Source organism: Actinokineospora sp., from assembly GCF_052390155.1.
Lineage (GTDB): Bacteria > Actinomycetota > Actinomycetes > Mycobacteriales > Pseudonocardiaceae > Actinokineospora.
Genome location: NZ_JBQTHF010000008.1, coordinates 60,870 through 82,024, shown reverse-complemented (window position 1 = coordinate 82,024; position 21,155 = coordinate 60,870). Strand labels below are relative to the sequence as shown.

The 21,155-nt window shown below is 71.9% G+C and carries 21 protein-coding genes and 1 riboswitch; of the genes, 14 read left to right on the top strand and 7 right to left on the bottom strand.

From position 1 onward, the window contains the following. Position 1: 1 nt before the first annotated feature. Complete coding sequence (locus tag ACT4N7_RS04305; protein WP_444827250.1) at positions 2–520, bottom strand: DUF402 domain-containing protein; 519 nt, start codon at positions 518–520, stop codon at positions 2–4. A 142-nt stretch (positions 521–662) separates the two neighbouring features. Continuing rightward, a complete protein-coding gene (locus ACT4N7_RS04300; RefSeq protein ID WP_444827249.1) occupies positions 663–1,235 on the bottom strand; it encodes a DUF402 domain-containing protein in 573 nt (190 codons plus the stop codon). A gap of 127 nt (positions 1,236–1,362) precedes the next feature. Between ACT4N7_RS04300 and ACT4N7_RS04295 the strand changes: the two genes are divergently transcribed. Both ACT4N7_RS04295 and uvrB read left to right on the top strand, forming a co-directional pair. Continuing rightward, positions 1,363–2,541, top strand: a complete 1,179-nt coding sequence (locus tag ACT4N7_RS04295) for a DUF5685 family protein (protein ID WP_444827248.1) — start codon at positions 1,363–1,365, stop codon at positions 2,539–2,541. A gap of 54 nt (positions 2,542–2,595) precedes the next feature. Beyond that, entirely contained in the window at positions 2,596–4,761 is a 2,166-nt protein-coding gene (uvrB, locus tag ACT4N7_RS04290) for an excinuclease ABC subunit UvrB (protein WP_444827247.1), read from the top strand. Positions 4,762–5,010: 249 nt separating this feature from the next. Here the strand turns inward: uvrB and ACT4N7_RS04285 are convergent, their stop codons facing one another. Together ACT4N7_RS04285 and ACT4N7_RS04280 are read right to left on the bottom strand one after the other, a co-directional pair. Beyond that, positions 5,011–6,231 carry an MFS transporter gene (locus tag ACT4N7_RS04285; protein WP_444827246.1) on the bottom strand — a complete coding sequence of 407 codons (1,221 nt, stop codon included), beginning with the start codon at positions 6,229–6,231 and terminating at the stop codon, positions 5,011–5,013. A 144-nt stretch (positions 6,232–6,375) separates the two neighbouring features. Next, complete coding sequence (locus ACT4N7_RS04280; RefSeq protein ID WP_444827245.1) at positions 6,376–6,534, bottom strand: hypothetical protein; 159 nt, start codon at positions 6,532–6,534, stop codon at positions 6,376–6,378. A gap of 148 nt (positions 6,535–6,682) precedes the next feature. On the opposite strand from ACT4N7_RS04280, the gene ACT4N7_RS04275 reads away from it, so the two are divergent. The 9 genes from ACT4N7_RS04275 to ACT4N7_RS04235 all read left to right on the top strand — a co-directional run bounded on the left by ACT4N7_RS04275 (position 6,683) and on the right by ACT4N7_RS04235 (position 13,934). Next, positions 6,683–7,507, top strand: a complete 825-nt coding sequence (locus ACT4N7_RS04275; RefSeq protein WP_444827244.1) for a crotonase/enoyl-CoA hydratase family protein — start codon at positions 6,683–6,685, stop codon at positions 7,505–7,507. An 86-nt stretch (positions 7,508–7,593) separates the two neighbouring features. Next, the gene (locus ACT4N7_RS04270; protein WP_444827243.1) at positions 7,594–9,303 is read left to right on the top strand and encodes an AMP-binding protein; all 1,710 of its coding nucleotides are present in this window, start codon (positions 7,594–7,596) and stop codon (positions 9,301–9,303) included. A 127-nt stretch (positions 9,304–9,430) separates the two neighbouring features. Further along, positions 9,431–9,643 carry a hypothetical protein gene (locus tag ACT4N7_RS04265; RefSeq protein WP_444827242.1) on the top strand — a complete coding sequence of 71 codons (213 nt, stop codon included), beginning with the start codon at positions 9,431–9,433 and terminating at the stop codon, positions 9,641–9,643. Positions 9,644–9,708: 65 nt separating this feature from the next. Next, positions 9,709–10,317 (top strand): CDP-alcohol phosphatidyltransferase family protein, encoded by a 609-nt coding sequence (locus ACT4N7_RS04260; RefSeq protein WP_444827241.1) that lies wholly within the window; start codon positions 9,709–9,711, stop codon positions 10,315–10,317. A gap of 183 nt (positions 10,318–10,500) precedes the next feature. After that, positions 10,501–10,881, top strand: a complete 381-nt coding sequence (gene gcvH / locus ACT4N7_RS04255; protein WP_444827240.1) for a glycine cleavage system protein GcvH — start codon at positions 10,501–10,503, stop codon at positions 10,879–10,881. Between the two features lie 115 nt (positions 10,882–10,996). After that, positions 10,997–11,452 (top strand): glycogen accumulation regulator GarA, encoded by a 456-nt coding sequence (gene garA / locus ACT4N7_RS04250; RefSeq protein ID WP_444827239.1) that lies wholly within the window; start codon positions 10,997–10,999, stop codon positions 11,450–11,452. 11 nt (positions 11,453–11,463) lie between these two features. After that, the gene (ftsR, locus tag ACT4N7_RS04245) at positions 11,464–12,201 is read left to right on the top strand and encodes a transcriptional regulator FtsR (protein WP_444827238.1); all 738 of its coding nucleotides are present in this window, start codon (positions 11,464–11,466) and stop codon (positions 12,199–12,201) included. A 152-nt stretch (positions 12,202–12,353) separates the two neighbouring features. After that, positions 12,354–12,827, top strand: coding sequence for a bifunctional nuclease family protein (locus ACT4N7_RS04240; RefSeq protein ID WP_054046144.1), 474 nt, complete (start codon positions 12,354–12,356; stop codon positions 12,825–12,827). 540 nt (positions 12,828–13,367) lie between these two features. Continuing rightward, positions 13,368–13,934: a MerR family transcriptional regulator gene (locus ACT4N7_RS04235; RefSeq protein ID WP_444827237.1), complete on the top strand. Its 567-nt coding sequence runs from the start codon at positions 13,368–13,370 to the stop codon at positions 13,932–13,934. On the opposite strand, the gene ACT4N7_RS04230 is transcribed toward ACT4N7_RS04235, so the two are convergent. After that, complete coding sequence (locus tag ACT4N7_RS04230) at positions 13,931–14,698, bottom strand: GNAT family N-acetyltransferase (protein WP_444827236.1); 768 nt, start codon at positions 14,696–14,698, stop codon at positions 13,931–13,933. The genes ACT4N7_RS04235 and ACT4N7_RS04230 overlap by 4 nt on opposite strands. Positions 14,699–14,776: 78 nt before the next feature. Then, positions 14,777–14,876, top strand: a riboswitch (glycine riboswitch). A gap of 172 nt (positions 14,877–15,048) precedes the next feature. On the opposite strand from ACT4N7_RS04230, the gene gcvP reads away from it, so the two are divergent. Beyond that, positions 15,049–17,916, top strand: a complete 2,868-nt coding sequence (gcvP, locus tag ACT4N7_RS04225; protein WP_444827235.1) for an aminomethyl-transferring glycine dehydrogenase — start codon at positions 15,049–15,051, stop codon at positions 17,914–17,916. A gap of 129 nt (positions 17,917–18,045) precedes the next feature. Further along, positions 18,046–18,873 carry an aldo/keto reductase gene (locus ACT4N7_RS04220; RefSeq protein WP_444827234.1) on the top strand — a complete coding sequence of 276 codons (828 nt, stop codon included), beginning with the start codon at positions 18,046–18,048 and terminating at the stop codon, positions 18,871–18,873. 6 nt (positions 18,874–18,879) lie between these two features. On the opposite strand, the gene ACT4N7_RS04215 is transcribed toward ACT4N7_RS04220, so the two are convergent. Both ACT4N7_RS04215 and ACT4N7_RS04210 read right to left on the bottom strand, forming a co-directional pair. Continuing rightward, a complete protein-coding gene (locus ACT4N7_RS04215) occupies positions 18,880–20,097 on the bottom strand; it encodes an RNA polymerase sigma factor (RefSeq protein ID WP_444827233.1) in 1,218 nt (405 codons plus the stop codon). 7 nt (positions 20,098–20,104) lie between these two features. Next, entirely contained in the window at positions 20,105–20,476 is a 372-nt protein-coding gene (locus tag ACT4N7_RS04210; RefSeq protein WP_444827232.1) for a YciI family protein, read from the bottom strand. A gap of 118 nt (positions 20,477–20,594) precedes the next feature. Here ACT4N7_RS04210 and ACT4N7_RS04205 point away from each other — a divergent pair, with 118 nt between their 5' ends. Then, on the top strand, positions 20,595–21,056 hold the full coding sequence (locus ACT4N7_RS04205) for a YybH family protein (RefSeq protein ID WP_444827231.1): 462 nt from the start codon (positions 20,595–20,597) through the stop codon (positions 21,054–21,056). Positions 21,057–21,155 lie beyond the last annotated feature (99 nt).

The following is a 21,155-nucleotide window of genomic DNA, read 5'->3' as shown; positions in this document are numbered from 1 at the left end:
CTCAGAACGGCGGCCAGACCTCGAAGATGTGCTTGTAGGCCAGCCAGGACGACAGGTCGTGCCGGAACCGGCTCAGCTCTTCCAGGGTCTTGTGCACGGTGCACAGCGCGAGGTCGGCGTCGCCGACGCGCAGGACCTGGCCCGCGACCGCGGCGGCGAACTCCTCGGAGCGCACGATCCGCGCCGACGTGCCGCCCGGCGCGGCCAGGCCGAGCAGCAGGTCGGTGGTGCGCCAGTGCCGCCCGTCGCGCAGCACGCGGACCGCGGTGAGCACGCTGGGGCCGCCCTTGGCGTGCCGTGAGCGCGGTTTGGCGTGGGACAGCCGCAGGTTCAGGTCGGGCAGCAGCCAGGTGACCTCGGCGTCGGAGAACGGATCCTCCGGCGTGGGGCACTCCATGCGCAGACCCCAGCGCTCCACCTGGCAGATCCGAAGGCTCCGGGACATCCCGGAGGAGTAGCTGCGTACCGCGGTGACCGTGTCGACGATGTCGACCAGTTGCGGCGTGATGGCCGTGCCCACGCGGCCGAGCGTAGTCGTGAGCCTGCGTTCTGTGATCACCTGGGCCGATTTGTTATGTCACGAGTTTGCGCATTCGGGTCTCTTTCGAGTGAACTTCATACCGAGACGCTGACACGCGGTGCGCGAATCGGGCAATTCGCCACTAACGGGTGGGCCAGGTTCGCCACTCGACGGTGATTCCGTGGCCCGCCAGCCACGCGTCGACGTCGTAGCCCGCCTGAGCGATGCCGTCGACGGTCCGGTTGGTCCGCTCCATCGCGCGCTGGGCGGCGGCCAGGTCGACCAGCCGCGCGCGGAACGCGGCCAGCAGTTCGTCGCTGTCCTCGACCCGTAGACCGCGGCCGGCCCGGACCAGCACGTCGAGGTAGAGGTCGAGCGTGCGCCACACCGGTCCGTCGGTGATGTCCACGACGTCGAGGTAGAAGTCGTGGCCGAGGTCGACCCCGGGCCGCCCGCGCCACTTGGACACCCGCAGGCCCAGTTCCGGCAGCAGCATCGACTCGAAGTACGCGATCCGCCGGTGGCCCTCGACCGGGCGGGCCATGTACAGCCCGTGCTCGGTCTCGCGGTACTCGTCGACCCGGCGGACGAAGCCCTTCGGGTCGGTGTTGGTCAGCGCGGCGACGTCGAACAGCTCCACCTTCGGCGGATGCACCTCGTGGTGGACGTCGTCGCGCCGGGCGATCGGGACGGGTACCGGGAAGTTCGCGGCCATGCCGACATCGTGCCTACCCACCCCGACACGAGCCCAGCGTTTTCGGCGGGAATCCGAGGTCCGTTCGGGTGAATCCGGCTAAGCTCCCGACGCCTGTTGGTAATGGGACCCGCGGAGGTCGGCCAGCGTGTTCGGCATCATTCGGCCCTGCGGCCACCGGTTGTCACCAACCCTGCGCACGTCGTGGATGGCGCACCTGTGCGGGCTCTGCCTCGCGCTGCGCGACGACCACGGCCAACTCGCCCGCACGGTCACCAACTACGACGGCCTGGTGGTGTCCGCGCTGGTCGAGGCGCAGTCGCCGACCGTAGGCGGACGCCGGGTGGCCGGGCCGTGCCCGCTGCGCGGCATGCGCGCCGCCCCGGTCGCCGAGGGCGCGGGCGCCGCGCTGGCCGCCGCCGTGTCGCTGGTGCTGGCCTCGGCGAAGGTCCGCGACCACGTCGAGGACGGCGACGGCCCGTTCCGGCGCCGACCGGTCGCGGGCGTCGCGCGCCGGGTGGCCACCCGCTGGGCGCGTCAGGGCGCGGCGACGGGGGAGCGGATCGGCTTCGCCACGGCCGTGCTGCTCGACGCCGTGGGTAGGCAGGGCGAGCTGGAGTCGACGTTGGGCACAGGGGCGTCCGTGCTGGCGGCCACCGAACCGACCGAGACCGCCACCGCCGCCGCGTTCGCGCACACCGCGGTGCTCGCGGGCAGGCCGGGCAACGTCGCGCCGCTGACCGAGGCCGGGCGGCTGTTCGGCCGGGTCGCACACCTGCTCGACGCGGTCGAGGATCTGGCCGACGACGCGGCCGCGGGCGCGTGGAACCCGCTCGCCGCCACCGGTACGACGCTCGCCGAGGCGCGCAGGCTGTGCGACGACGCCGTGCTCGGCGTGCGGCTCGCGCTGCGGGAGACCGAGTTCGCCGACGGGAAACTCGTGCACGCGCTGCTGGCGCACGAGCTGGGCACCGCCGTCACGCGCACCTTCGGCCACCTCGACGCCCACCGGCACCAGCCGCCCCCGGGATGGCGGCCCCCGCCCGGGTGGCAGCCGCCGCCGGGAGCGCAGCCGCCACCCGGGTGGCAGCCGCCACACGACGAGCCCAACCGGCGGCCCTGGGGCAGGCGGCGCGGCTCGATGGCGGGCTGCGGCGTGGCGCTGGCCCTGTGCTGCACCTGTCAGTACTGCTGCGCCGACCCGTACCACGACCCGTGGAGCGGCGAGCCCAAACCGGGCTGGTGCCACCGCTGCGACTGCTGCGACTGCGGCTGCTCCGGCTGTGACTGCTGTGACGGGTGTGACTGCTGTGGGTGCGACTGCTGAGGCCGCCGCTTCGCCCGCCGGAGATTGTCGGTGGGCGCGCGTAGCCTCTCCGGTGTGGCATTTCCGACCGAACACCCAGTACTCGCGCACTCCGTGCACCGACCCGTCAGCGACGTCCCGCGCATCAACGGGAAGTTCCGCATGGTCGCGGACTACCAGCCCGCGGGCGACCAGCCTGCCGCCATCGATGAGCTGGAGAGGCGCATCCGCGGCGGCGAGGAGGACGTCGTGCTGCTCGGCGCCACCGGCACCGGCAAGTCGGCCACGACCGCCTGGTTGATCGAGCGCGTCCAGCGGCCGACGCTGGTGATGGCGCCGAACAAGACCCTGGCCGCCCAGTTGGCCAACGAGCTGCGCGAGTTCTTCCCCGACAACGCGGTGGAGTACTTCGTCAGCTACTACGACTACTACCAGCCCGAGGCGTACATCCCGCAGACCGACACCTACATCGAGAAGGACTCGTCGATCAACGACGACGTCGAGCGGCTGCGCCACTCGGCGACGATGAGCCTGCTCTCGCGGCGCGACGTGATCGTGGTCGCGTCGGTGTCGTGCATCTACGGCCTGGGCACCCCGCAGTCCTATTTGGACCGTTCGGTGGGGCTCCAGGTCGGCGGCACGGTCGAGCGGGACATGCTGCTGCGCGCGCTGGTCGACGTGCAGTACTCCCGCAACGACATCGCCTTCGCCCGCGGCACCTTCCGGGTGCGCGGGGACACGGTGGAGATCATCCCGGCGTACGAGGAACTGGCCATCCGCGTCGAGTTCTTCGGCGACGAGATCGACAAGCTCTACTACCTGCATCCGCTCACCGGCGAAATCGTCCGCGAGTGCGACGAGCTGCGGATCTTCCCGGCCACGCACTACGTCGCCGGTCCCGAGCGGATGGAGCGCGCGATCGGCGCCATCGAGACCGAGCTGGAGGAGCGGCTGGCGAGCCTGGAGCAGCAGGGCAAGCTGCTGGAGGCGCAGCGGCTGCGCATGCGCACCAGCTACGACGTCGAGATGATGCGCCAGGTCGGCTTCTGCTCCGGCATCGAGAACTACTCCCGGCACATCGACGGCCGCGGCGCGGGCACCGCGCCCGCCACCCTGATCGACTACTTCCCGGACGACTTCCTCCTGGTCATCGACGAGTCGCATGTCACGGTGCCGCAGATCGGCGGCATGTACGAGGGCGACATGTCCCGCAAGCGCAACCTGGTCGAGCACGGCTTCCGGCTGCCCAGCGCGGTCGACAACCGCCCGCTGACCTGGGAGGAGTTCGCCGAACGGATCGGCCAGACGGTGTACCTGTCGGCCACGCCGGGCCCGTACGAGATGGGCCAGGCCGGCGGCGAGTTCGTCGAGCAGGTCATCCGGCCTACCGGCCTGATCGACCCCGAGGTGGTCGTCAAGCCCACCGAGGGCCAGATCGACGACCTGGTGCACGAGATCCGCGTCCGCGCCGAGCGCGACGAGCGGGTCCTGGTCACCACGCTCACCAAGAAGATGTCCGAAGACCTCACGGATTACCTGCTGGAGCTGGGCATCCGGGTGCGCTACCTGCACTCCGAGGTCGACACGCTGCGCCGGGTCGAGTTGCTGCGCCAACTCCGCCTGGGCGAGTACGACGTGCTGATCGGCATCAACCTGCTGCGCGAGGGCCTCGACCTGCCCGAGGTGTCGCTGGTCGCGATCCTCGACGCGGACAAGGAGGGCTTCCTGCGCAGCGGCACCTCACTGATCCAGACCATCGGCCGCGCGGCCCGCAACGTGTCGGGCCAAGTCCACATGTACGCCGACCGAATCACCGACTCGATGCGGCACGCCATCGACGAGACGAATCGCAGGCGCGCCAAGCAGGTCGCCTACAACACCGAGCGCGGCCTCGACCCGCAGCCGCTGCGCAAGAAGATCGCCGACATCCTCGACCGCGTGTTCACCGAGGCCGAGGAAACCGACGACGGCACCGTCCCGGTCGGCGGTTCCGGCCGCAACTCCTCCCGTGGCAAGCGCGCCGCAGGCGAACCCGGCAAGGCCCGCAGCGCAGGCATAGTCGGCGACAAGGACGTCAAGTCCATGCCCCGCGCTGAGCTGGCAGACCTGGTCCAACAATTGACCGACCAAATGATGAACGCGGCCCGGGACCTCCAGTTCGAACTAGCCGCCCGCCTCCGCGACGAGATCCACGACCTCAAGCGCGAACTGCGCGGAATGGACGCCGCCGGCATTAGCTGACCCCATTTTTGTTGCCCGGCGGGCAAAGTTGGCAGCCCGCCGACACCGGCAGCCACTGACACGACCATGCTCAGGGCACGGCAGGGCAGGGCACTGTTCCGAGACGCGACACCATAAAATCCGCTCCGCCCCCACCGATCTATGCGCGCCACCCTCACCCGCCACCGATCGATGCGCACCCCCGCAGAGCCTACCAATCCCCACGAGCCGATGAGCCGCCGCCCACGAGCCCCGATCGAGCGCCCAACCTCAAGCAAGCGCCTCCCGCGGCACCAGGCCGCGAACGCCAGGACTACACACCGCACCCCCGATCGCCAGGACCACCAACACCGCCGCCCCCGTCAACGTCGCCGAGACCCCAAACTGCTGCGCCAACGGACCAATCGCGATCTGCCCCAGCGGAATGGCGACAAACGAGCCCACCGCGTCGAACGAGTAGACCCGGGCCAACCGATCCGGCGGCACGTTCTCCTGCAAAGACACGTCCCAAGCGACGCCGAACTGCTCCACCGCCACCCCGGTCAGGAACATCGCCGCGAGCAGCGGGATCATGGCGGGCCAGTGCGCCAGCACCACCAGTGGTGCCGCCGCGACCCCCACCAGCGCGGTGCCGAACAGCAGTGCCCGCCGCGGCTGCCTGCGGCTGGCGATGATGCCGCCCACCAGTGCCCCCGCGGTCTGCGCGCCGAGGACGAAACCCCAGACGATCCGGCCGATCGTGGCGTCCGCGACCGACGGGCCGAGTACCTGCATGCCGCCGGTCACGGCCGCGTTGACCACCATGAGCGCCACGACCACCGACCACACCCAGGTGCGCGCGGTGAACTCGCGCCAGCCCGCGCGGATGTCGGCCAGCGGCCGGGTCGGCGCGCTCGCGGCGACCTCGGGCGCCCGGACCCTGGCGTAGCAGATCGACGCCACCAGGAACACCGCGGCGGTCGCGGAGATCGCCCAGCCGGGCCCGGCCAGCGCGGCGACCATGCCGCCGACCGATGCCCCGGTGATCATCGCGGTGTTGATGCCCATCCTGGCGAGCGCGTTGGCGGGACGCAGCAGGTCCGGGGGGACGGTCTGGGGCGTCAGGGCCGACGCGGCGGGCAGCGATACCGCCGACACCGCGCCGTTGACCACGCTCAACACGATCAGCAGCGGGACGGTGGCGAATCCCAGCAGCACGGTCGCCCCGGTGGCCGCCTGCGACGCGGCCGCGGCGAGGCTGGCGCCCTGCAGGACCACCCCGCGCGGCAGCCGGTCGGCGAGTACGCCGCCCATGAGCAGCAGCGCCACGTTGGCGACCGACCGCGCGCCCACCACGATCCCCAGCGCGACGACCGAGCCGGTGAGGTCGAGCACCGCGAAGGCGAGCGCGACCGGGGCGACGGCGTTGCCGACGTAGGTGGTGATCCGGCCGGTGACGAGCCTGCGGAACATGGCGTGCCGCAGCGGCTCGAACATCGTCCGCGCGGTCATCGGCCGTTCGGTTCGGCCACCGGGACGCCGCGCGGTCGCGGCGGCTTGGTGACGTGCCTGTGGTGCAAGATGCGGTGCGCATCCCCCGGGTTCATGGCCAGAGTGTCCGAAACGCCCGCGGCAGGTGTCAATCCCGCCGCCGGTTCACTCCGAGCGGTGCCTGCGCCGCCCGGCCGCCGCTGGTGCGGGTGCGGGCACGGGCGGCTGGGCGTCGGGCTGGGGCCGCGGCTCGGCGGTGCCCGTGGTCATCTCGCGCAGCAGTTCGTCGAAGATCGGCGTCGACATCGTGCTCTGGCCTGCCATGCGGCCTCCCATCACTCCCGGGGCTCGGCTTCGGAACCTACCCCGAGCCCCCGTGGAGCCTGCCCTACCGGCGCGGACACGATCGGGCGAACCCGAGGAACACCAGGAGTAGCGCTGCGCGGGCGTACCGGTGGGTAATATCGGCGCCATGACGGAGAACCTGGTGTCGCTGAAGGTCGACGTGGCCGACCACGTGGCGGAGGTGACCCTGCTCGGACCGGGCAAGGGAAACGCCATGGGCCCGGACTTCTGGCGCGAGCTGCCGCTGGTGTTCCGCGCGCTCGACGCCGACCCTCAGGTCCGCGCGATCGTGCTCACCGGCAGCGGCGCGCACTTCTCCTACGGCCTCGACCTGCCCGCGATGATGCCCGCGTGGGGCGAACTGCTCGGCGACGGCGCGCTGGCCGCGCCGCGCACCCGGTTCCTCGACAAGATCCGCGCCATGCAGGACGCGGTCACCGCCGTCGCGGCGTGCAGGCAGCCGGTGATCGCGGCGGTGAGCGGCTGGTGCATCGGTGGCGGCGTGGACGTCGTCGCGGCGGCCGACATCCGGGTGGCGAGCGCGGACGCGAAGTTCAGCGTGCGCGAGGTGAAGCTGGCGATCGTGGCCGACATCGGCAGCCTGCAGCGGCTGGCCGGGATCATCGGCGAGGGCCATCTGCGCGAGTTGGCGTTCACCGGCAAGGACATCGATGCCGGCCGCGCCCTGCGCATCGGCCTCGTCAACGACGTCCACCCCGACCAGGCCGCGCTGCTCGACGCCGCCCGCGCGCTGGCGGCCGAGATAGCGGCGAACCCGCCGCTGGCCGTGCAGGGCACCAAGGACGTGCTCGGCCACGACCGCGAGCGCCGGGTCGCGGACAGCCTGCGCTACGTCTCCGCGTGGAACGCCGCTTTCCTGCCCAGCAAGGACCTCGGCGAGGCCGTGCAGGCGTTCCTGGAGCGCAGGCCGCCGGAGTTCCGCGGCGAGTAGACCCTCCCCATGTGCGGGTGGCGTTCGCCCGGACGGTCCGGCAGGCTGCCAGCCACGGTTTCCTATTCGTCGAGGAGCAGCACACCGTGAGCGAGGCCACCGCGGCTTTCCGGGCCGCCCGTGATTTCCTGATCGACCACGGCGAGGACTACGACCGCGCCCGCGCGGAGTTCCGGTGGCCCGAGCTGTCGAGCTTCAACTGGGCCCTCGACTGGTTCGACGTGGTCGCCGCCGAGGAGCCGACCGCGAGCAGGCCAGCGCTGTGGATCGTCGAGGAGGACGGGGCCGAGCGGAAGTGGACCTTCGCGGAGCTGTCGCGCCGGTCGAACCAGGTGGCGAACTGGCTGCGCGCGGAGGGTGTCGCCCGCGGCGACCGGGTGATCCTCATGCTCGGCAACCAGGGTGAGCTGTGGGAGACCATCCTCGCCGCGATGAAGCTCGGCGCGGTGATCATCCCGGCGACCACCCTGCTCGCCGCCGCCGACCTGCGCGACCGGGTGGACCGCGGTCTCGCCAAGCACGTCATCGCCCGCTCGGCCGACGCCGCCAAGTTCGACGACGTGCCCGGCCGTTACACCAGGATCGCCGTGGGCGACCCGGTCGACGGGTGGGCGGGCTACGCCGACAGCGCCGCCGCGGCCGACGAGTTCACCCCGGACGGGCCGACCGGGGCCACCGACACGCTGCTGCTCTACTTCACCTCCGGGACGACCGCGCGGCCCAAGCTCGTGCGGCACACCCACGTGTCCTACCCGGTCGGCCATCTGTCCACTATGTACTGGATCGGCCTGCGACCCGGCGATGTGCACCTCAACATCTCCTCGCCCGGCTGGGCGAAACACGCGTGGAGCAACGTCTTCGCGCCGTGGAACGCCGAGGCGACGGTCTTCATCCACAACTACGCCCGGTTCGACGCGACCGCCCTGATGTCCCAAATGGACCGGTGCGGCGTCACCAGCTTCTGCGCGCCGCCCACGGTGTGGCGCATGCTGATCCAGGCGGACCTCACCCAGTTGCGCACGCCGCCCGCGAAGGTCGTCGGCGCGGGGGAGCCGCTCAACCCCGAGGTCATCGAGCGGGTTTCGCGCGCCTGGGGGGTGACGATCCGCGACGGGTTCGGGCAGACCGAGACCAGCGTCCAGGTCGCCAACACCCCGGGCCAGCCGGTCAAGCCGGGCTCGATGGGCCGGGCCCTGCCCGGGTTCACCATCGCCCTGGTCGACCCGGCCAGCGGGGAGGTGCGCGACGAGGGCGAGATCTGCATCGACCTGAGCGCCCGGCCGGTCGGGCTCATGGTCGGCTATTCCGACGACCCGGAGCGCACCGCCGAGGCCATGCGCGGCGGCTACTACCACACCGGCGACGTCGGCTCCCGCGACGCGGACGACTACATCACCTACGTCGGCCGCGCCGACGACGTGTTCAAGGCGTCGGACTACCGGATCTCGCCGTTCGAGCTGGAGAGCGTGCTCATCGAGCACGAGGCCGTCGCCGAGGCCGCGGTCGTCCCCTCACCCGACCCGATCCGGCTCGCCGTGCCCAAGGCGTACGTCGTGCTGGCCGCGGGCCACGAGCCGAACGCGGACACCGCCCGCTCGATCCTCGGCTTCGCCCGCGAGCACCTGGCGCCCTACAAGCGAATCCGCCGCCTGGAGTTCGCCGAGCTGCCCAAGACGATCTCCGGCAAGATCCGCCGGGTCGAGCTGCGCGGCCGGGAGAACGAGGTCCACGCCGACGCCACCGCCCGGGTCCCCGGCGAGTACCTCGACGAGGACTTCCCGGAGCTGCGCGGCTGACCGCGCGGCGCCCGTCCATGATGTGGACGGGCTTCCGCGCCCGCGGACCGGCGCCGGACACTGCTGTCGGAGGCACCGGCAATGAGCGAGCTTGCGAGCGGCATCACCGAGCCTGCGAGGGGATGGCATGAGTGAGGACGCCGATCCGGCCCCGCGCGGGCTGCCCACCGCGCCGTGCAGCGTGGTGTGGAGCCGCGGCCACGCGTTCGTGCTGGAGCCGGGCCGCGGCGGCGCCCGCTGGATCGGCCTCGACGGGTTCGGCAGGCCCTGCGCGCTCACCGCGGAGGCGCTTGAGCGCCAGGGGTGGTCACCCGGCCGCGACGACCGATCGGCTGCCTGACCTGCGCGGACTCGCACCCGCGGGCTCATGTCGGCCCGGGCGGTGCCGCCGAATACGCTTCGGCCATGGCCGAGGATGCGCAGAGCAGTGCGGGTGAGCTGTCCGACCGCGTGTGGACGATCCCGAACGTGCTGAGCATGCTCCGGCTCGCGGGCGTCCCGGTCTTCCTCTACCTGTTGCTCGGCCCGCAGGCCGACGGCTGGGCCATCGCCGTGCTGATGTTCAGTGGCTTCACCGACTGGCTCGACGGCAAGATCGCGCGCTGGCTCAACCAGACCAGCAGGCTCGGCGCGCTGCTCGACCCCGCCGCCGACCGGCTCTACACCCTGGCCACGATCCTGGCGTTCGTGCTGCGCGACATCGTGCCGTGGTGGGTGGCCGCGGTGCTGGTCGGGCGCGACCTGCTCGTCGCGGTCTGCATCGCGGTCCTGCGCCGGGGCGGGTTCGCCCCACCCGAGGTGACCTACATCGGCAAGGCCGCGACGTTCAACCTGATGTACTCGTTCCCCCTGCTGCTGCTCGGCCAGGGCGCGTCCACGGCCGCGACCGCGGCCCGCCCGATCGCCTACGGCCTGGCCATCTGGGGCGGCCTGCTCTTCCTCTGGTCCGGCCTGCTCTATGTCGTGCAGACGCGGGCGGCGCTGCGCACTCTAGTGTCCCGAGTCAGAGGTTAGGCACCGCCTCCGGCGCCCGCGCGGCGCCTGGCCGCGTTGCCGGAAAGCCCAAGTACAACCCGGTACTACGAACTTCCCGCCGCCTTGCCAGCCACCACGCGGATCACCGGATCCGGCACCGAACCTCCAACTCGGGACACTAGGATCTGCCGACCTGTCCCAGTCGTGAGAGGGCGACACAAGGTGATTCCCGAAGAACTCCGCTACACCGACGAACACGAGTGGGTGGCGACCAAGAGCGAGGTCATCATCCGCGTCGGCATCACCGAGTACGCGCAATCGCAACTCGGCGACGTCGTCTTCGTCCAGCTTCCCGAGGTCGGCGACCGGGTGGACGCGGGTGCGCCGGTCGGCGAAGTCGAGTCGACCAAGAGCGTGTCCGAGATCTACGCCCCGGTGGCGGGCGAAGTGGTCGCCGTCAACGATCCGGTGGTCGACCAGCCTGAGCTGCTCAATTCCGATCCCTACGGCGAGGGCTGGCTCTTCGAGATCACCGTCGACGACCCGGACGTGCTCGACGCGCTGCTCGACGCCGACGCCTACCAGGCGATCACCGAGGCGTGAGACGATCTTCGTTCGGCCGCGCGCGACCGGGAGGGGTGCCACCATCCCCCCTGCTGATCGCGCACGGTACGTTTAGCCCTGTTCAGCGGAATTGACCAGCAGGAGGAGAGCTCAGGTGAGCACGAACGACGGGCCCGGCGTCCCGCCGGAGCAGTCTCCGGAGCGGACTTCGGTATTCCGGGCAGATTTCCTCAAGGAAGCGGACCCGGAGGGTGTGGTGGAAGCCCCCTCCGCGGTCCCGGCGGGCGTCGACGCCCTTCCGGCCGGAACCGCCCTGCTGGTGGTCAAGCGCGGACCCAACGCGGGGTCCCGGTTCCTGCTCGACCGCGACACCACCAGCGCGGGACGGCACCCGGACAGCGACATCTTCCTCGACGACGTCACCGTGTCCCGCAGGCACGCGGAGTTCCGCCGTGAGGGCGGCGAGTTCGTGGTGATCGACGTCGGCAGCCTCAACGGCACCTACGTCAACCGCGAGCCGGTCGACCAGGCGGTGCTCTCCGGCGGAGACGAGGTTCAGATCGGCAAGTTCCGCCTGGTGTTCCTCACCCCCGCGGGCGCGGGCGCCTAGGAGGTATCACCGTGACGGCGGCCGGTCGGTCCGCGCGTGACGGGATGAGCATCGGGGCGGTACTCGCGCGACTTCGCCCCGACTTCCCGGACGTGACCATCTCCAAGATCCGGTTCCTGGAGACCGAGGGCTTGGTCAGCCCCGAGCGCACACCGTCGGGATACCGGCGGTTCACCGAGGCGGACATCGCGCGGCTGCGGTTCGTGCTCGCGGCGCAGCGCGACCACTATCTGCCGCTCAAGGTGATCCGGGAGCAGCTCGACCAGGCCGACCGCGGCGGCACCCCCGAGGTCGTCGTGGCCGTGCCCCGCCCGCCGCGAGGGCTGGTCGCCGTGCCCACCGAGCCGCCCGCGGCGCAGGAGTTCGCCCCACGCCCCGAGTTGCGGCTCACCCGCGAGGAACTGCTCGCGCGCGCGGGCACCGACGAGGCGCTGCTGGCGGACCTGGAGCAGTACGGCCTGCTGCGGCCGGGCCCGGCCGGGTTCTACGACTCGGCCGCGGTCGAGGTGGCCCGCACCGCGGCGGCGATGGCCGAGTACGGCATCGAACCCCGACACCTGCGGGCGTTCCGGGCGTCGGCGGACCGCGAGGTCGGCCTGCTGGAACAGATCGTGGCGCCGATGTACCGGCAGCGCGACCCGGCGGCGCGGGCGCGCGCCGACGAGATCGCGCGCGAACTGGCGGCGCTTTCGGTCGGACTGCACTCGCTGCTGGTGAAGGCCGGTCTGCGGCGAGTGACCGGAAACTGATTTTCCACCCCACGTGGTAGCCCATTGTGATCTGATCACCATGAGATACTCCGGCGTGGGGACCGGATGGCGGGTAGCGTCGAAGTAGGCGATGAGCGATCCTCGACAGGACGGGACGCCGATGCCCCAGCGAGCGGAGGGAGGCGAGCCCGATGAGCGAGATGCGCGTCGTGGGAGTGCGGGTGGAGTTGCCCGCGAACCAGCCGATCTTGTTGCTGCGTGAGACCGAAGGAGAGCGGTACCTCCCGATCTGGATCGGATCGGTCGAGGCGACCGCGATAGCGCTGGAGCAGCAGGGCGTGCGGCCCGCGCGGCCGCTGACCCACGACCTGCTCAAAGACGTCATCGGCGCGCTCGGCCGCGAACTGGAACAGGTCCGAATCACCGACCTGCGCGAGGGCACCTTCTTCGCCGAACTGGTGTTCGACGGCGACGTCCGGGTGTCCGCCCGGCCCAGCGACTCGGTGGCCCTGGCCCTGCGGGTCGGCGTGCCGATCCACGCGGAGGACTCGGTGCTGCAGGAGGCCGGGCTCATCATCCCCGACGAGCAGGAGGACGAGGTCGAGAAGTTCCGCGAGTTCCTCGACTCCGTCTCGCCAGAGGACTTCCGCGGCGCCGACACCTGAGAGCCGCGCCGCGCCGCGCATGGGGGACCCATGCTCATGGAGAGCATGAGCCGGGTGCGCTCCGCGTTGTCTCTGGGGGCCCGAGCCCCAGACCCCCACGGTGCGGACTCTCGCGATCCAGCGTGGCTCGGCGCTGCGCGCCATCGAGGTGTGTAACCAAATTGCGTGGTCACCCACGGTGCGTTCTCTCGCGATCCAGCGTGGCTCGGCGCTGCGCGCCGTCGAGGTGGGTAAACCACGGTGTGGCGCGGCGCGATTCGGTGTGGTTGGGGCTTCGCGCCGTCCGGGTGGGTGGACGAACTGCGTGGTTGCCTGCGTTGCGGCGGGTCTCGAACCAGTGTGGTTTGCTTGGCTTCGCTCTTGTTCCGCGCGTCGCGTTGACCTGTACCCGTGCCCGTCTTACCGTCAGGGATGAGCGAATCGCGCCGGTGTGATTCGGTGCAGGAGCACACCGGTCGATCCGCTCGGCCGACGGTTCCCCACAGCGGAACGTGCGGTCTCGTTCGCCGGCCAGCGGTGGCCGGACGAGGGGAGGCAGGCGTGTTCGAGCACGGTCCCGTCGGGGCTGACGCCGGAGAGCAGGGCGAACTGTTCCCGGACGCCTCACTGCCGGACGAGTTCGTCGGCTACCGGGGTCCTGCCGCGTGCCAGATCGCCGGGATCACCTACCGGCAGCTCGACTACTGGGCGCGCACCAGTCTGGTCGTCCCGACGGTGCGCAGCGCACACGGCTCCGGGTCGCAGCGGCTGTACTCGTTCAAGGACGTCCTGGTCCTCAAGGTCGTCAAGCGCCTGCTCGACACGGGCGTCTCGCTGCAGAACATCCGGGTGGCCGTCGAGCACCTCCGCCGCCGCGGCGTGCGCGACCTGGCCAAGATCACCCTGTTCAGCGACGGCACCACGGTCTACGAGTGCACCTCGCCGGAAGAGGTCGTCGACCTGCTCCAGGGCGGCCAAGGCGTGTTCGGCATCGCGGTCAGCGGCGCGATCCGCGAGATCAGCGGCACCATCCACGAGTTCCCCGCGGAACGCGCGGACGGCGTCGAGCTGACCCAGCCGACCGAGGACGAACTGACCCAGCGACGCAAGACCCGCAACGCCGGCTAGCCGAAGGTGTACGGCGTGGTCGTGGTGAGCCGGGTGAACCCGACCCGCGCCAGGATCGGGCCGCTCGTCGGCAGCGCGTCGACCTGGAGGTAGCGGGCGCCGCGGGCCTGTGCCCGGCGGGCCCGGTGGCTGACCAGGGCTTTGTAGATTCCCTTGCCGCGCCAGGGTTCCAGGGTGCCGCCGCCCCAGAGGCCCGCGAACTCGGTGCCGGGGTAGTACTCCGTGCGGGCGGCGCTGACCGCGACGTCCCCCGCGACGGCCAGCACCATGTCGAGGGTGTCCGGCGCGGCCGCGAGCTGGGCCAGCAGCCGGGCCCGGAGCCCGCCGACGTCGTAGCCGAAGACGTCCCCGTGCACGTCCACGGCCCGCTCGATCCCGGCCGCGTCGGTCACGTCGAGCAGCGTCACCCCGGCGGGCGGGGCGAAGTCGGGCACCGCGGCGGCCTCGGCGACCAGCACGGCCTCGTCCGGTCCGGCGGTCAGGCCCGCGGCCAGCAGCCGCGCGGGCAGGTCGGCCGGGCGGTCGTGGTGGTAGTGCTTCCACTCGAACCCCGCGACGCCCCGGAACCGCGCCACCTCCGCCGCGATGGCCGCGTCGGCGGTGTCCTCGTCCAGGTCGGACCACACAATCCCGGACCAGCCCTGCGGGATCGTGCTGACCTGGCGGGTGAGCCGGGCGGTGCGCTCGACGGCGGTGTGGCCGTCGCCGGGGCTCAGGTCGCGGCGAAGCTGCTGGTCGAAGGCGTCGAGCGCGGCGGTGTCCATGTCCGCAGTGGACCGCGAACACCCGGCCGCGGGCAATCGAGTTACGCCCCGACGGGTTAGACTCACCTGGTCGTCGCACAAACCCGCGCGGGAGAGTCGACCGGTGCACCCACCGGATCGGCGCCGAAGGAGCAACTCCTCCCCGGAACCTCTCAGGCAAACGGACCGCGCGGGCGAGACGCCTCTGGAAAGCGGGTTTCCCGGTCACCACCGGGGCGCCCCGCCGAAGGTGCAAGTCCGCCCGCGGACGAAGCTCTCAGGCGCCCGGCCAACCGGGCACGGACAGAGGGGGAGGGCCCAGCGGGCACGCGCCCGCTCTCGGCCCGACCCCGAACGCCGGAGGCTCGCACATGGACCGCATCCCCCTCGCCGCGCTGGAGCACGGCACCCCGTTCGCCGACCGCCACATCGGGCCCCGGCCCGCCGAGCTGGCCGCGATCCTCGCCGCGATCGGCGTCGGGTCGCTCGACGAGCTGGCGCGGCACGCGGTGCCGGAGTCGATTCGCGAGGGCGAGCTGACCCTCGACCTGCCCGCGCCCGCGACCGAGGCGGGCGCGCTGGCCGAGCTGCGCGAGCTGGCCGGGCGCAACCGCGTGCTGACCCAGATGATTGGCCTGGGCTACTACGGCACGCTCACCCCGCCGGTGATCCGCCGCAACGTGCTGGAGAGCCCCGCCTGGTACACCGCCTACACCCCGTACCAGCCGGAGATCTCCCAGGGCAGGCTGGAAGCGCTGATCAACTTCCAGACCATGGTCGCCGACCTGGCCGGGCTGCCCACGGCCAACGCCTCCATGCTCGACGAGTCCACCGCGGCGGCCGAGGCGATGACGCTGGTGCGCCGGGCGGGTCGGTCGAAGTCGGCCCGGTTCGTGGTCGACGCGGACACCTTCCCGCAGACGATCGCGGTCATCGAGACCCGCGCCGAGCCGCTCGGCATCGAGGTCGTCGTCGCCGACCTGGCCGACGGGCTGCCCGAGGGCGACTTCTTCGGTGTGCTGCTGTCCTACCCCGGCGCGTCCGGCGCGGTGCGCGACCACGAGGCGCTGATCGCCGACGCGGTCGCGCGCGGCGCCAAGGTCGCGGTCACCGCCGACCTGCTGGCGCTCACCCTGCTGCGCCCACCCGGCGAGATCGGCGCGGACGTCGTCGTGGGCACCACGCAGCGCTTCGGGGTGCCGATGGGCTTCGGCGGGCCGCACGCGGGCTACATGGCCGTGAGCAAGGGCCTGGAGCGCCAGCTCCCCGGCCGCCTGGTCGGCGTCAGCACCGACGCGGACGGCGCCCTGGCCTACCGGCTCGCCCTGCAGACCCGTGAGCAGCACATCCGCCGCGAGAAGGCCACGTCCAACATCTGCACCGCGCAGGTGCTGCTGGCTGTCGTGGCGTCGATGTACGCGGTCTACCACGGCCCCGAGGGCCTGCGCGCGATCGCGACCCGCGCGCACCGGATGGCCGCGGTGCTGGCCGCCGGGCTGCGCGCGGGCGGGGTCGACGTGGCGCACGGCGCCTTCTTCGACACCGTGCTCGCCCGGGTGCCCGGCAAGGCGGCCGACGTCGTCGCCGCGGCGCGCGAGCTGGGCGTCAACCTGCGCCTGGCCGACGCCGACCACGTGGGCGTCGCCGCCGACGAGACCACGACCCGCGAGCACCTGCGCGCTGTCTGGCAGGCGTTCGGCGTGACCGGCGATGTCGACGCGCTCGACGCCGACACCGCCGACGCCATCCCCGCCGCGCTGGTCCGCACGTCGGACTATCTGACGCACCCGGTGTTCGCCACGCACCACTCCGAAACGGCGCTGCTGCGCTACCTGCGGACCCTGTCGGACAAGGACGTCGCGCTCGACCGCAGCATGATCCCGCTCGGCTCGTGCACGATGAAGCTCAATGCGACCGCCGAGATGGAGCCGATCACCTGGCCCGCGTTCGCCGACCTGCACCCGTTCGCGCCCGCCGAGGACGCCGCGGGCATCCTGCGGATCGTGGCCGACCTGGAGGCATGGCTGGCCGAGCTGACCGGGTACGACGCGGTGAGCCTGCAGCCGAACGCGGGCAGCCAGGGCGAGTTCGCGGGCCTGCTCGCGATCCGCGCGTACCACCGGAGCCAGGGCCACGGCGAGCGCGACGTCTGCCTGATCCCGTCGAGCGCGCACGGCACCAACGCGGCCAGCGCGGTCATGGCGGGCATGCGCGTCGCGGTCGTCAAGTGCGACGACTCGGGCAACATCGACCTGGCCCACCTGCGCGCGACCGTCGAGGAACACCGCGCCGACCTGGCCGCGATCATGATCACCTACCCGTCCACGCACGGGGTGTACGAGGACACCGTGCGCGAGGTGTGCGGGCTGGTGCACGACGCGGGCGGCCAGGTCTACGTCGACGGCGCGAACCTCAACGCGCTCATCGGCCTGGCCCGCTACGGCAAGTTCGGCTCGGACGTCTCGCACCTGAACCTGCACAAGACCTTCTGCATCCCGCACGGCGGCGGCGGCCCCGGCGTCGGCCCGATCGGCGTGCGGTCGCACCTCGCGCCGTTCCTGCCCAACCACCCGCTGCAGCCGCTGGCCGGACCGGCCACCGGGGTCGGCCCGATCAGCGCCGCGCCGTGGGGCAGCGCGTCGATCCTGCCGATCTCCTGGGCGTATGTACGGATGATGGGCGCCGACGGCCTGCGCCGCGCGACGCTCACCGCGGTCGCGTCTGCCAACTACGTCGCCCGGCGGCTCGACGAGCACTTCCCGGTCCTCTACACCGGGGCGGGCGGCTTCGTCGCCCACGAGTGCATCCTCGACCTGCGCGGGATCACCAAGGTCACCGGCGTCACCGTGGACGACGTGGCCAAGCGGCTCGCCGACTACGGGCTGCACGCGCCGACGATGTCGTTCCCCGTTGCGGGCACGCTGATGGTCGAGCCGACCGAGAGCGAGGACCTGGCCGAGCTGGACCGCTTCTGCGCGGCCATGATCGCCATCAAGGGCGAGATCGACCGGGTCGCGGCGGGGGACTGGCCCGCGGCCGACAACCCGCTGGCCAACGCACCGCACACGGCCGCGTCGATCGCGGGCAAGTGGGACCACCCGTACACCCGCGAGGAGGCCGTGTACCCGGCCGGGATCACCGCCGCGAAGGTGTGGCCGCCGGTCCGCCGCATCGACGGCGCCAAGGGCGACCGCAACCTGGTCTGCTCCTGTCCGCCGCTGGACGCCTACAGCGGGTGAGCACCTGCACCGCGCGGCCCTATCGAGTGAATCGGTGGGGCCGCGCGGCGGTTCGGGAAGAAATACCGGGCGGCAGGCAGTTGTTCGCTGGTGGACGAATCAAGCCGGTCACGCAGAGGAAGTCGGTTCATGCCCAACGTTCCTGACGTCAAGCTCAACGACGGCACCACCATCCCGCAGTTCGGTTTCGGCGTGTGGCAGGTACCCGACGCCGCTGTCGGCGACGCGGTGACCACCGCGATCGAGGCCGGCTACCGCGGCATCGACACCGCCGCGATCTACGGCAACGAGTCCGGGACCGGCGCCGCGATCGCCGCGTCCGGCCTGCCGCGCGCGGAGCTGTACGTCACCACCAAGCTGTGGAATTCCGACCAGGGCTACGACTCGACCCTGCGCGCGTTCGACGAGAGCCTGGCGAAGCTCAAGCTCGACTACGTCGACCTGTACCTGATCCACTGGGCCTCGCCCGGCCGCGACGCCTACGTCGACACCTGGCGCGCGTTCGAGAAGATCCGCGCCGAGGGTCGCGCCCGGTCCATCGGCGTGTCCAACTTCCACGTGCCGCACCTGGAGCGCCTGCTCGCCGAGACCGACACGGTTCCGGCGGTCAACCAGATCGAGCTGCACCCGAACCTGCCGCAGGCCGAGCTGCGCGCGTACCACGCCGCGCACGCCATCGCGACCGAGGCGTGGAGCCCGCTGGCCCAGGGCAACCTGGTCGCCGACCCGACGGTCAGCCGCATCGCGGAGAAGTACGGCAAGTCGACCGCGCAGGTGTTGCTGCGCTGGCACGTCCAACTCGGCAACGTGGTGATCCCGAAGTCGGTGACGCCCGCGCGGATCAAGGCCAACATCGAGGTGTTCGACTTCGAGTTGGCCGACGACGACCTCGCGGTGCTCGCGGGCCTGGACACCGGCACGCGCTACGGCCCGAACCCGGACGACTTCGAGGGCTGAGTCGGTTCAGGTGAGCTGGGCGGCGCGGGAGTTGAGGTAGCGCTGCTCCGGGACGCTGAGCGTGCTGCGGGCTGCCAGTTCGTACTGGGTGCGCGCGGCGTCCCGGTCGCCCGCGAGGTCGAGCAGGTGGGCGCGGACGGCGTGCACCCGGTGGTGGCCCGCGAGCGCCGGGTCGGCCGCCGCGGCCGCGAGCCGCCGCAGGCCGACCCGCGGGCCGTGCACCATGGCCACCGCGACAACGTGGTTGAGGGTGACCATCGGCCCGGGCGCGATGGCGTCGAGCAGGTGGTAGAGGCCGAGGATCTGCGGCCAGTCGGTGTCCGCCGAACTCGCCGCCTCGTCGTGCACGGCGGCGATGGCGGCCTGGAGCTGATAGGGGCCGATCGGCGCGCTCGCCAGCGTCGCGGTGATCAGCGTGACCCCCTCGGCGATGGTCTGAGCGTCCCACCGGGTGCGGTCCTGCTCGGCCAGCGGGACCAGCGCGCCGTCCGGCCTGGTCCGGGCGGGCCTGCGGGCGTCGGTGAGGAGCATGAGGGCGAGCAGCCCGGCGACCTCGCCGTCGTCGGGCAGCCGGTCGCGGACCTGCCGGGTGAGCCGGATCGCCTCGCCGGTCAGCTCGACGCGGTGCAGGGCGGCCCCGGAGCTGGCGGTGTAGCCCTCGTTGAAGATCAGGTACAGCACGTGCAGCACCGCCGCCGTCCGCTCGGCGACCTCGGCGGGCGGCGGCAGCCGGAACTCGGCGCCGTCGGCCTTGATCCGCTGCTTGGCCCGGCTGATCCGCTGGCCCACGGTGGCCTCCGGGACCAGGAACGCGCGGGCGATCTCCGCGGTGCTCAGCCCGCCCACCGCCCGCAGGGTCAGCGCCACCCGCGAGACCTGGGTGAGCGACGGGTGACAGCACAACAGCAGCAGGGTGAGCGTGTCGTCGACGGCAGGGGCGGGGTCGGGGTTCGGCGGCGCCTGCGCGGCGGCGGTCTCCTCCCGGCGCCGCCGCGCCGAGTCGGCCCGCCACGACTCGGTCCGCCGCCGGGACGCGACGGTGGTCAGCCAGCCCCGCGGGTTGTCCGGCACGCCTTCGGTCGGCCATTGCAGCGCGGCGGCGAGCAGGGCCTCCTGCACCGCGTCCTCGCAGACGTCGAACCCGCCGTGGCGCCGGACCAGGGCGCCGAGGACCCGCGGCGCCAACTCGCGCAGCAGGTCCTCGACCTCCGTCGTCGTGTTCACCCGCGGGTCACAGCTCCCACCCGCTCATGTCCAGCACCGGGCGCACCTCGACCTCGCCGAACTCGGCGTCGGGCACCCGCGCGGCCAGCTCGACCGCCCGGTCGATGCTGTCGCACTCGACCAGGTAGAAGCCCGCGAGCAGCTCTTTCACCTCGGCGAACGGCCCGTCGCTGGTCAGTGTCCTGCCCTCGCGCACCGAGACGCGCTTGGCCAGTGCCGGGTCCGCCAGGCCTTCGGACACGACCAGTTCGCCGGACTGGGCCAGGCTCTCGGTGAGACCGAGGTGGCCGCGGCCGAACTCCAGTTGCTGCTCGTCGGTGAGCGTCTCCCAGCGCGCCCGCGACGCCGGGTTGCTGTAGACCATGATCAAGTACTTCATCGGTGCCTCCACGAAGCTGCGGAAAAATACTCTCACCCGGATGTCGAAACCGGTCCCGCTGCTTCTACATCCCGGATGAGTGGCGCCCAGCCGGGGCGCCGGAGCCCGGGAGGGCACCATGACCAGCACCGTCAGCGTCCGCACAAGCCAGGACGAGGCCCAGATCCGCGAGGTGATCGCCGACCAGGCGACGGCGCTGTGGGCGCGCGACGCCGTGCGGCTCGTCGCCCACTACGCGCCGGACGTCGTGCAGTACGACCTCGCGCCGCCGCTGCGCCACCTTGGCCCGGACGTGCGCGACGCCGCCGCCCGGCAGAGCTGGATGGACGGGTTCGCGGGCCCCATCGGCCTGACGATCCGCGACCTGGAGGTGACCGTCGGCGGCGACATCGCCTACTGCCACAGCCTGAACAAGCTCGCCGCGACCCCGCACGAGGCCCCGGAGGGGTTCGAGATGTGGTTCCGCGCGACCGTGTGCCTGCGCAAGGTCGACGGCACCTGGTGGATCACCCACGAGCACACGTCCACGCCGTTCTACATGGACGGCTCGTTCCTGACCGCCACCGACCTCCAGCCGTAGCCGCCGCGGCGGGTGACCGGGGCCGGTGGTCGGTCCCGGTCACCCGCTCAGCGGTTCCCTTGGCGCAGCTCAGCCGCATGCGAAGGGGCTCGCACACCA

Coding starts and splice junctions, on each gene's coding strand:
- ACT4N7_RS04300 (WP_444827249.1), bottom strand. CDS start 1,235: ATGGCCGCGAACTTCCCGGTACCCGTCCCGATCGCCCGGCGCGACGAC.
- ACT4N7_RS04285 (WP_444827246.1), bottom strand. CDS start 6,231: ATGACCGCGCGGACGATGTTCGAGCCGCTGCGGCACGCCATGTTCCGC.
- ACT4N7_RS04280 (WP_444827245.1), bottom strand. CDS start 6,534: ATGGCAGGCCAGAGCACGATGTCGACGCCGATCTTCGACGAACTGCTG.
- ACT4N7_RS04275 (WP_444827244.1), top strand. CDS start 6,683: ATGACGGAGAACCTGGTGTCGCTGAAGGTCGACGTGGCCGACCACGTG.
- ACT4N7_RS04265 (WP_444827242.1), top strand. CDS start 9,431: ATGAGTGAGGACGCCGATCCGGCCCCGCGCGGGCTGCCCACCGCGCCG.
- ACT4N7_RS04260 (WP_444827241.1), top strand. CDS start 9,709: ATGGCCGAGGATGCGCAGAGCAGTGCGGGTGAGCTGTCCGACCGCGTG.
- ACT4N7_RS04240 (WP_054046144.1), top strand. CDS start 12,354: ATGAGCGAGATGCGCGTCGTGGGAGTGCGGGTGGAGTTGCCCGCGAAC.
- ACT4N7_RS04230 (WP_444827236.1), bottom strand. CDS start 14,698: ATGGACACCGCCGCGCTCGACGCCTTCGACCAGCAGCTTCGCCGCGAC.
- gcvP (WP_444827235.1), top strand. CDS start 15,049: ATGGACCGCATCCCCCTCGCCGCGCTGGAGCACGGCACCCCGTTCGCC.
- ACT4N7_RS04220 (WP_444827234.1), top strand. CDS start 18,046: ATGCCCAACGTTCCTGACGTCAAGCTCAACGACGGCACCACCATCCCG.
- ACT4N7_RS04210 (WP_444827232.1), bottom strand. CDS start 20,476: ATGAAGTACTTGATCATGGTCTACAGCAACCCGGCGTCGCGGGCGCGC.
- ACT4N7_RS04205 (WP_444827231.1), top strand. CDS start 20,595: ATGACCAGCACCGTCAGCGTCCGCACAAGCCAGGACGAGGCCCAGATC.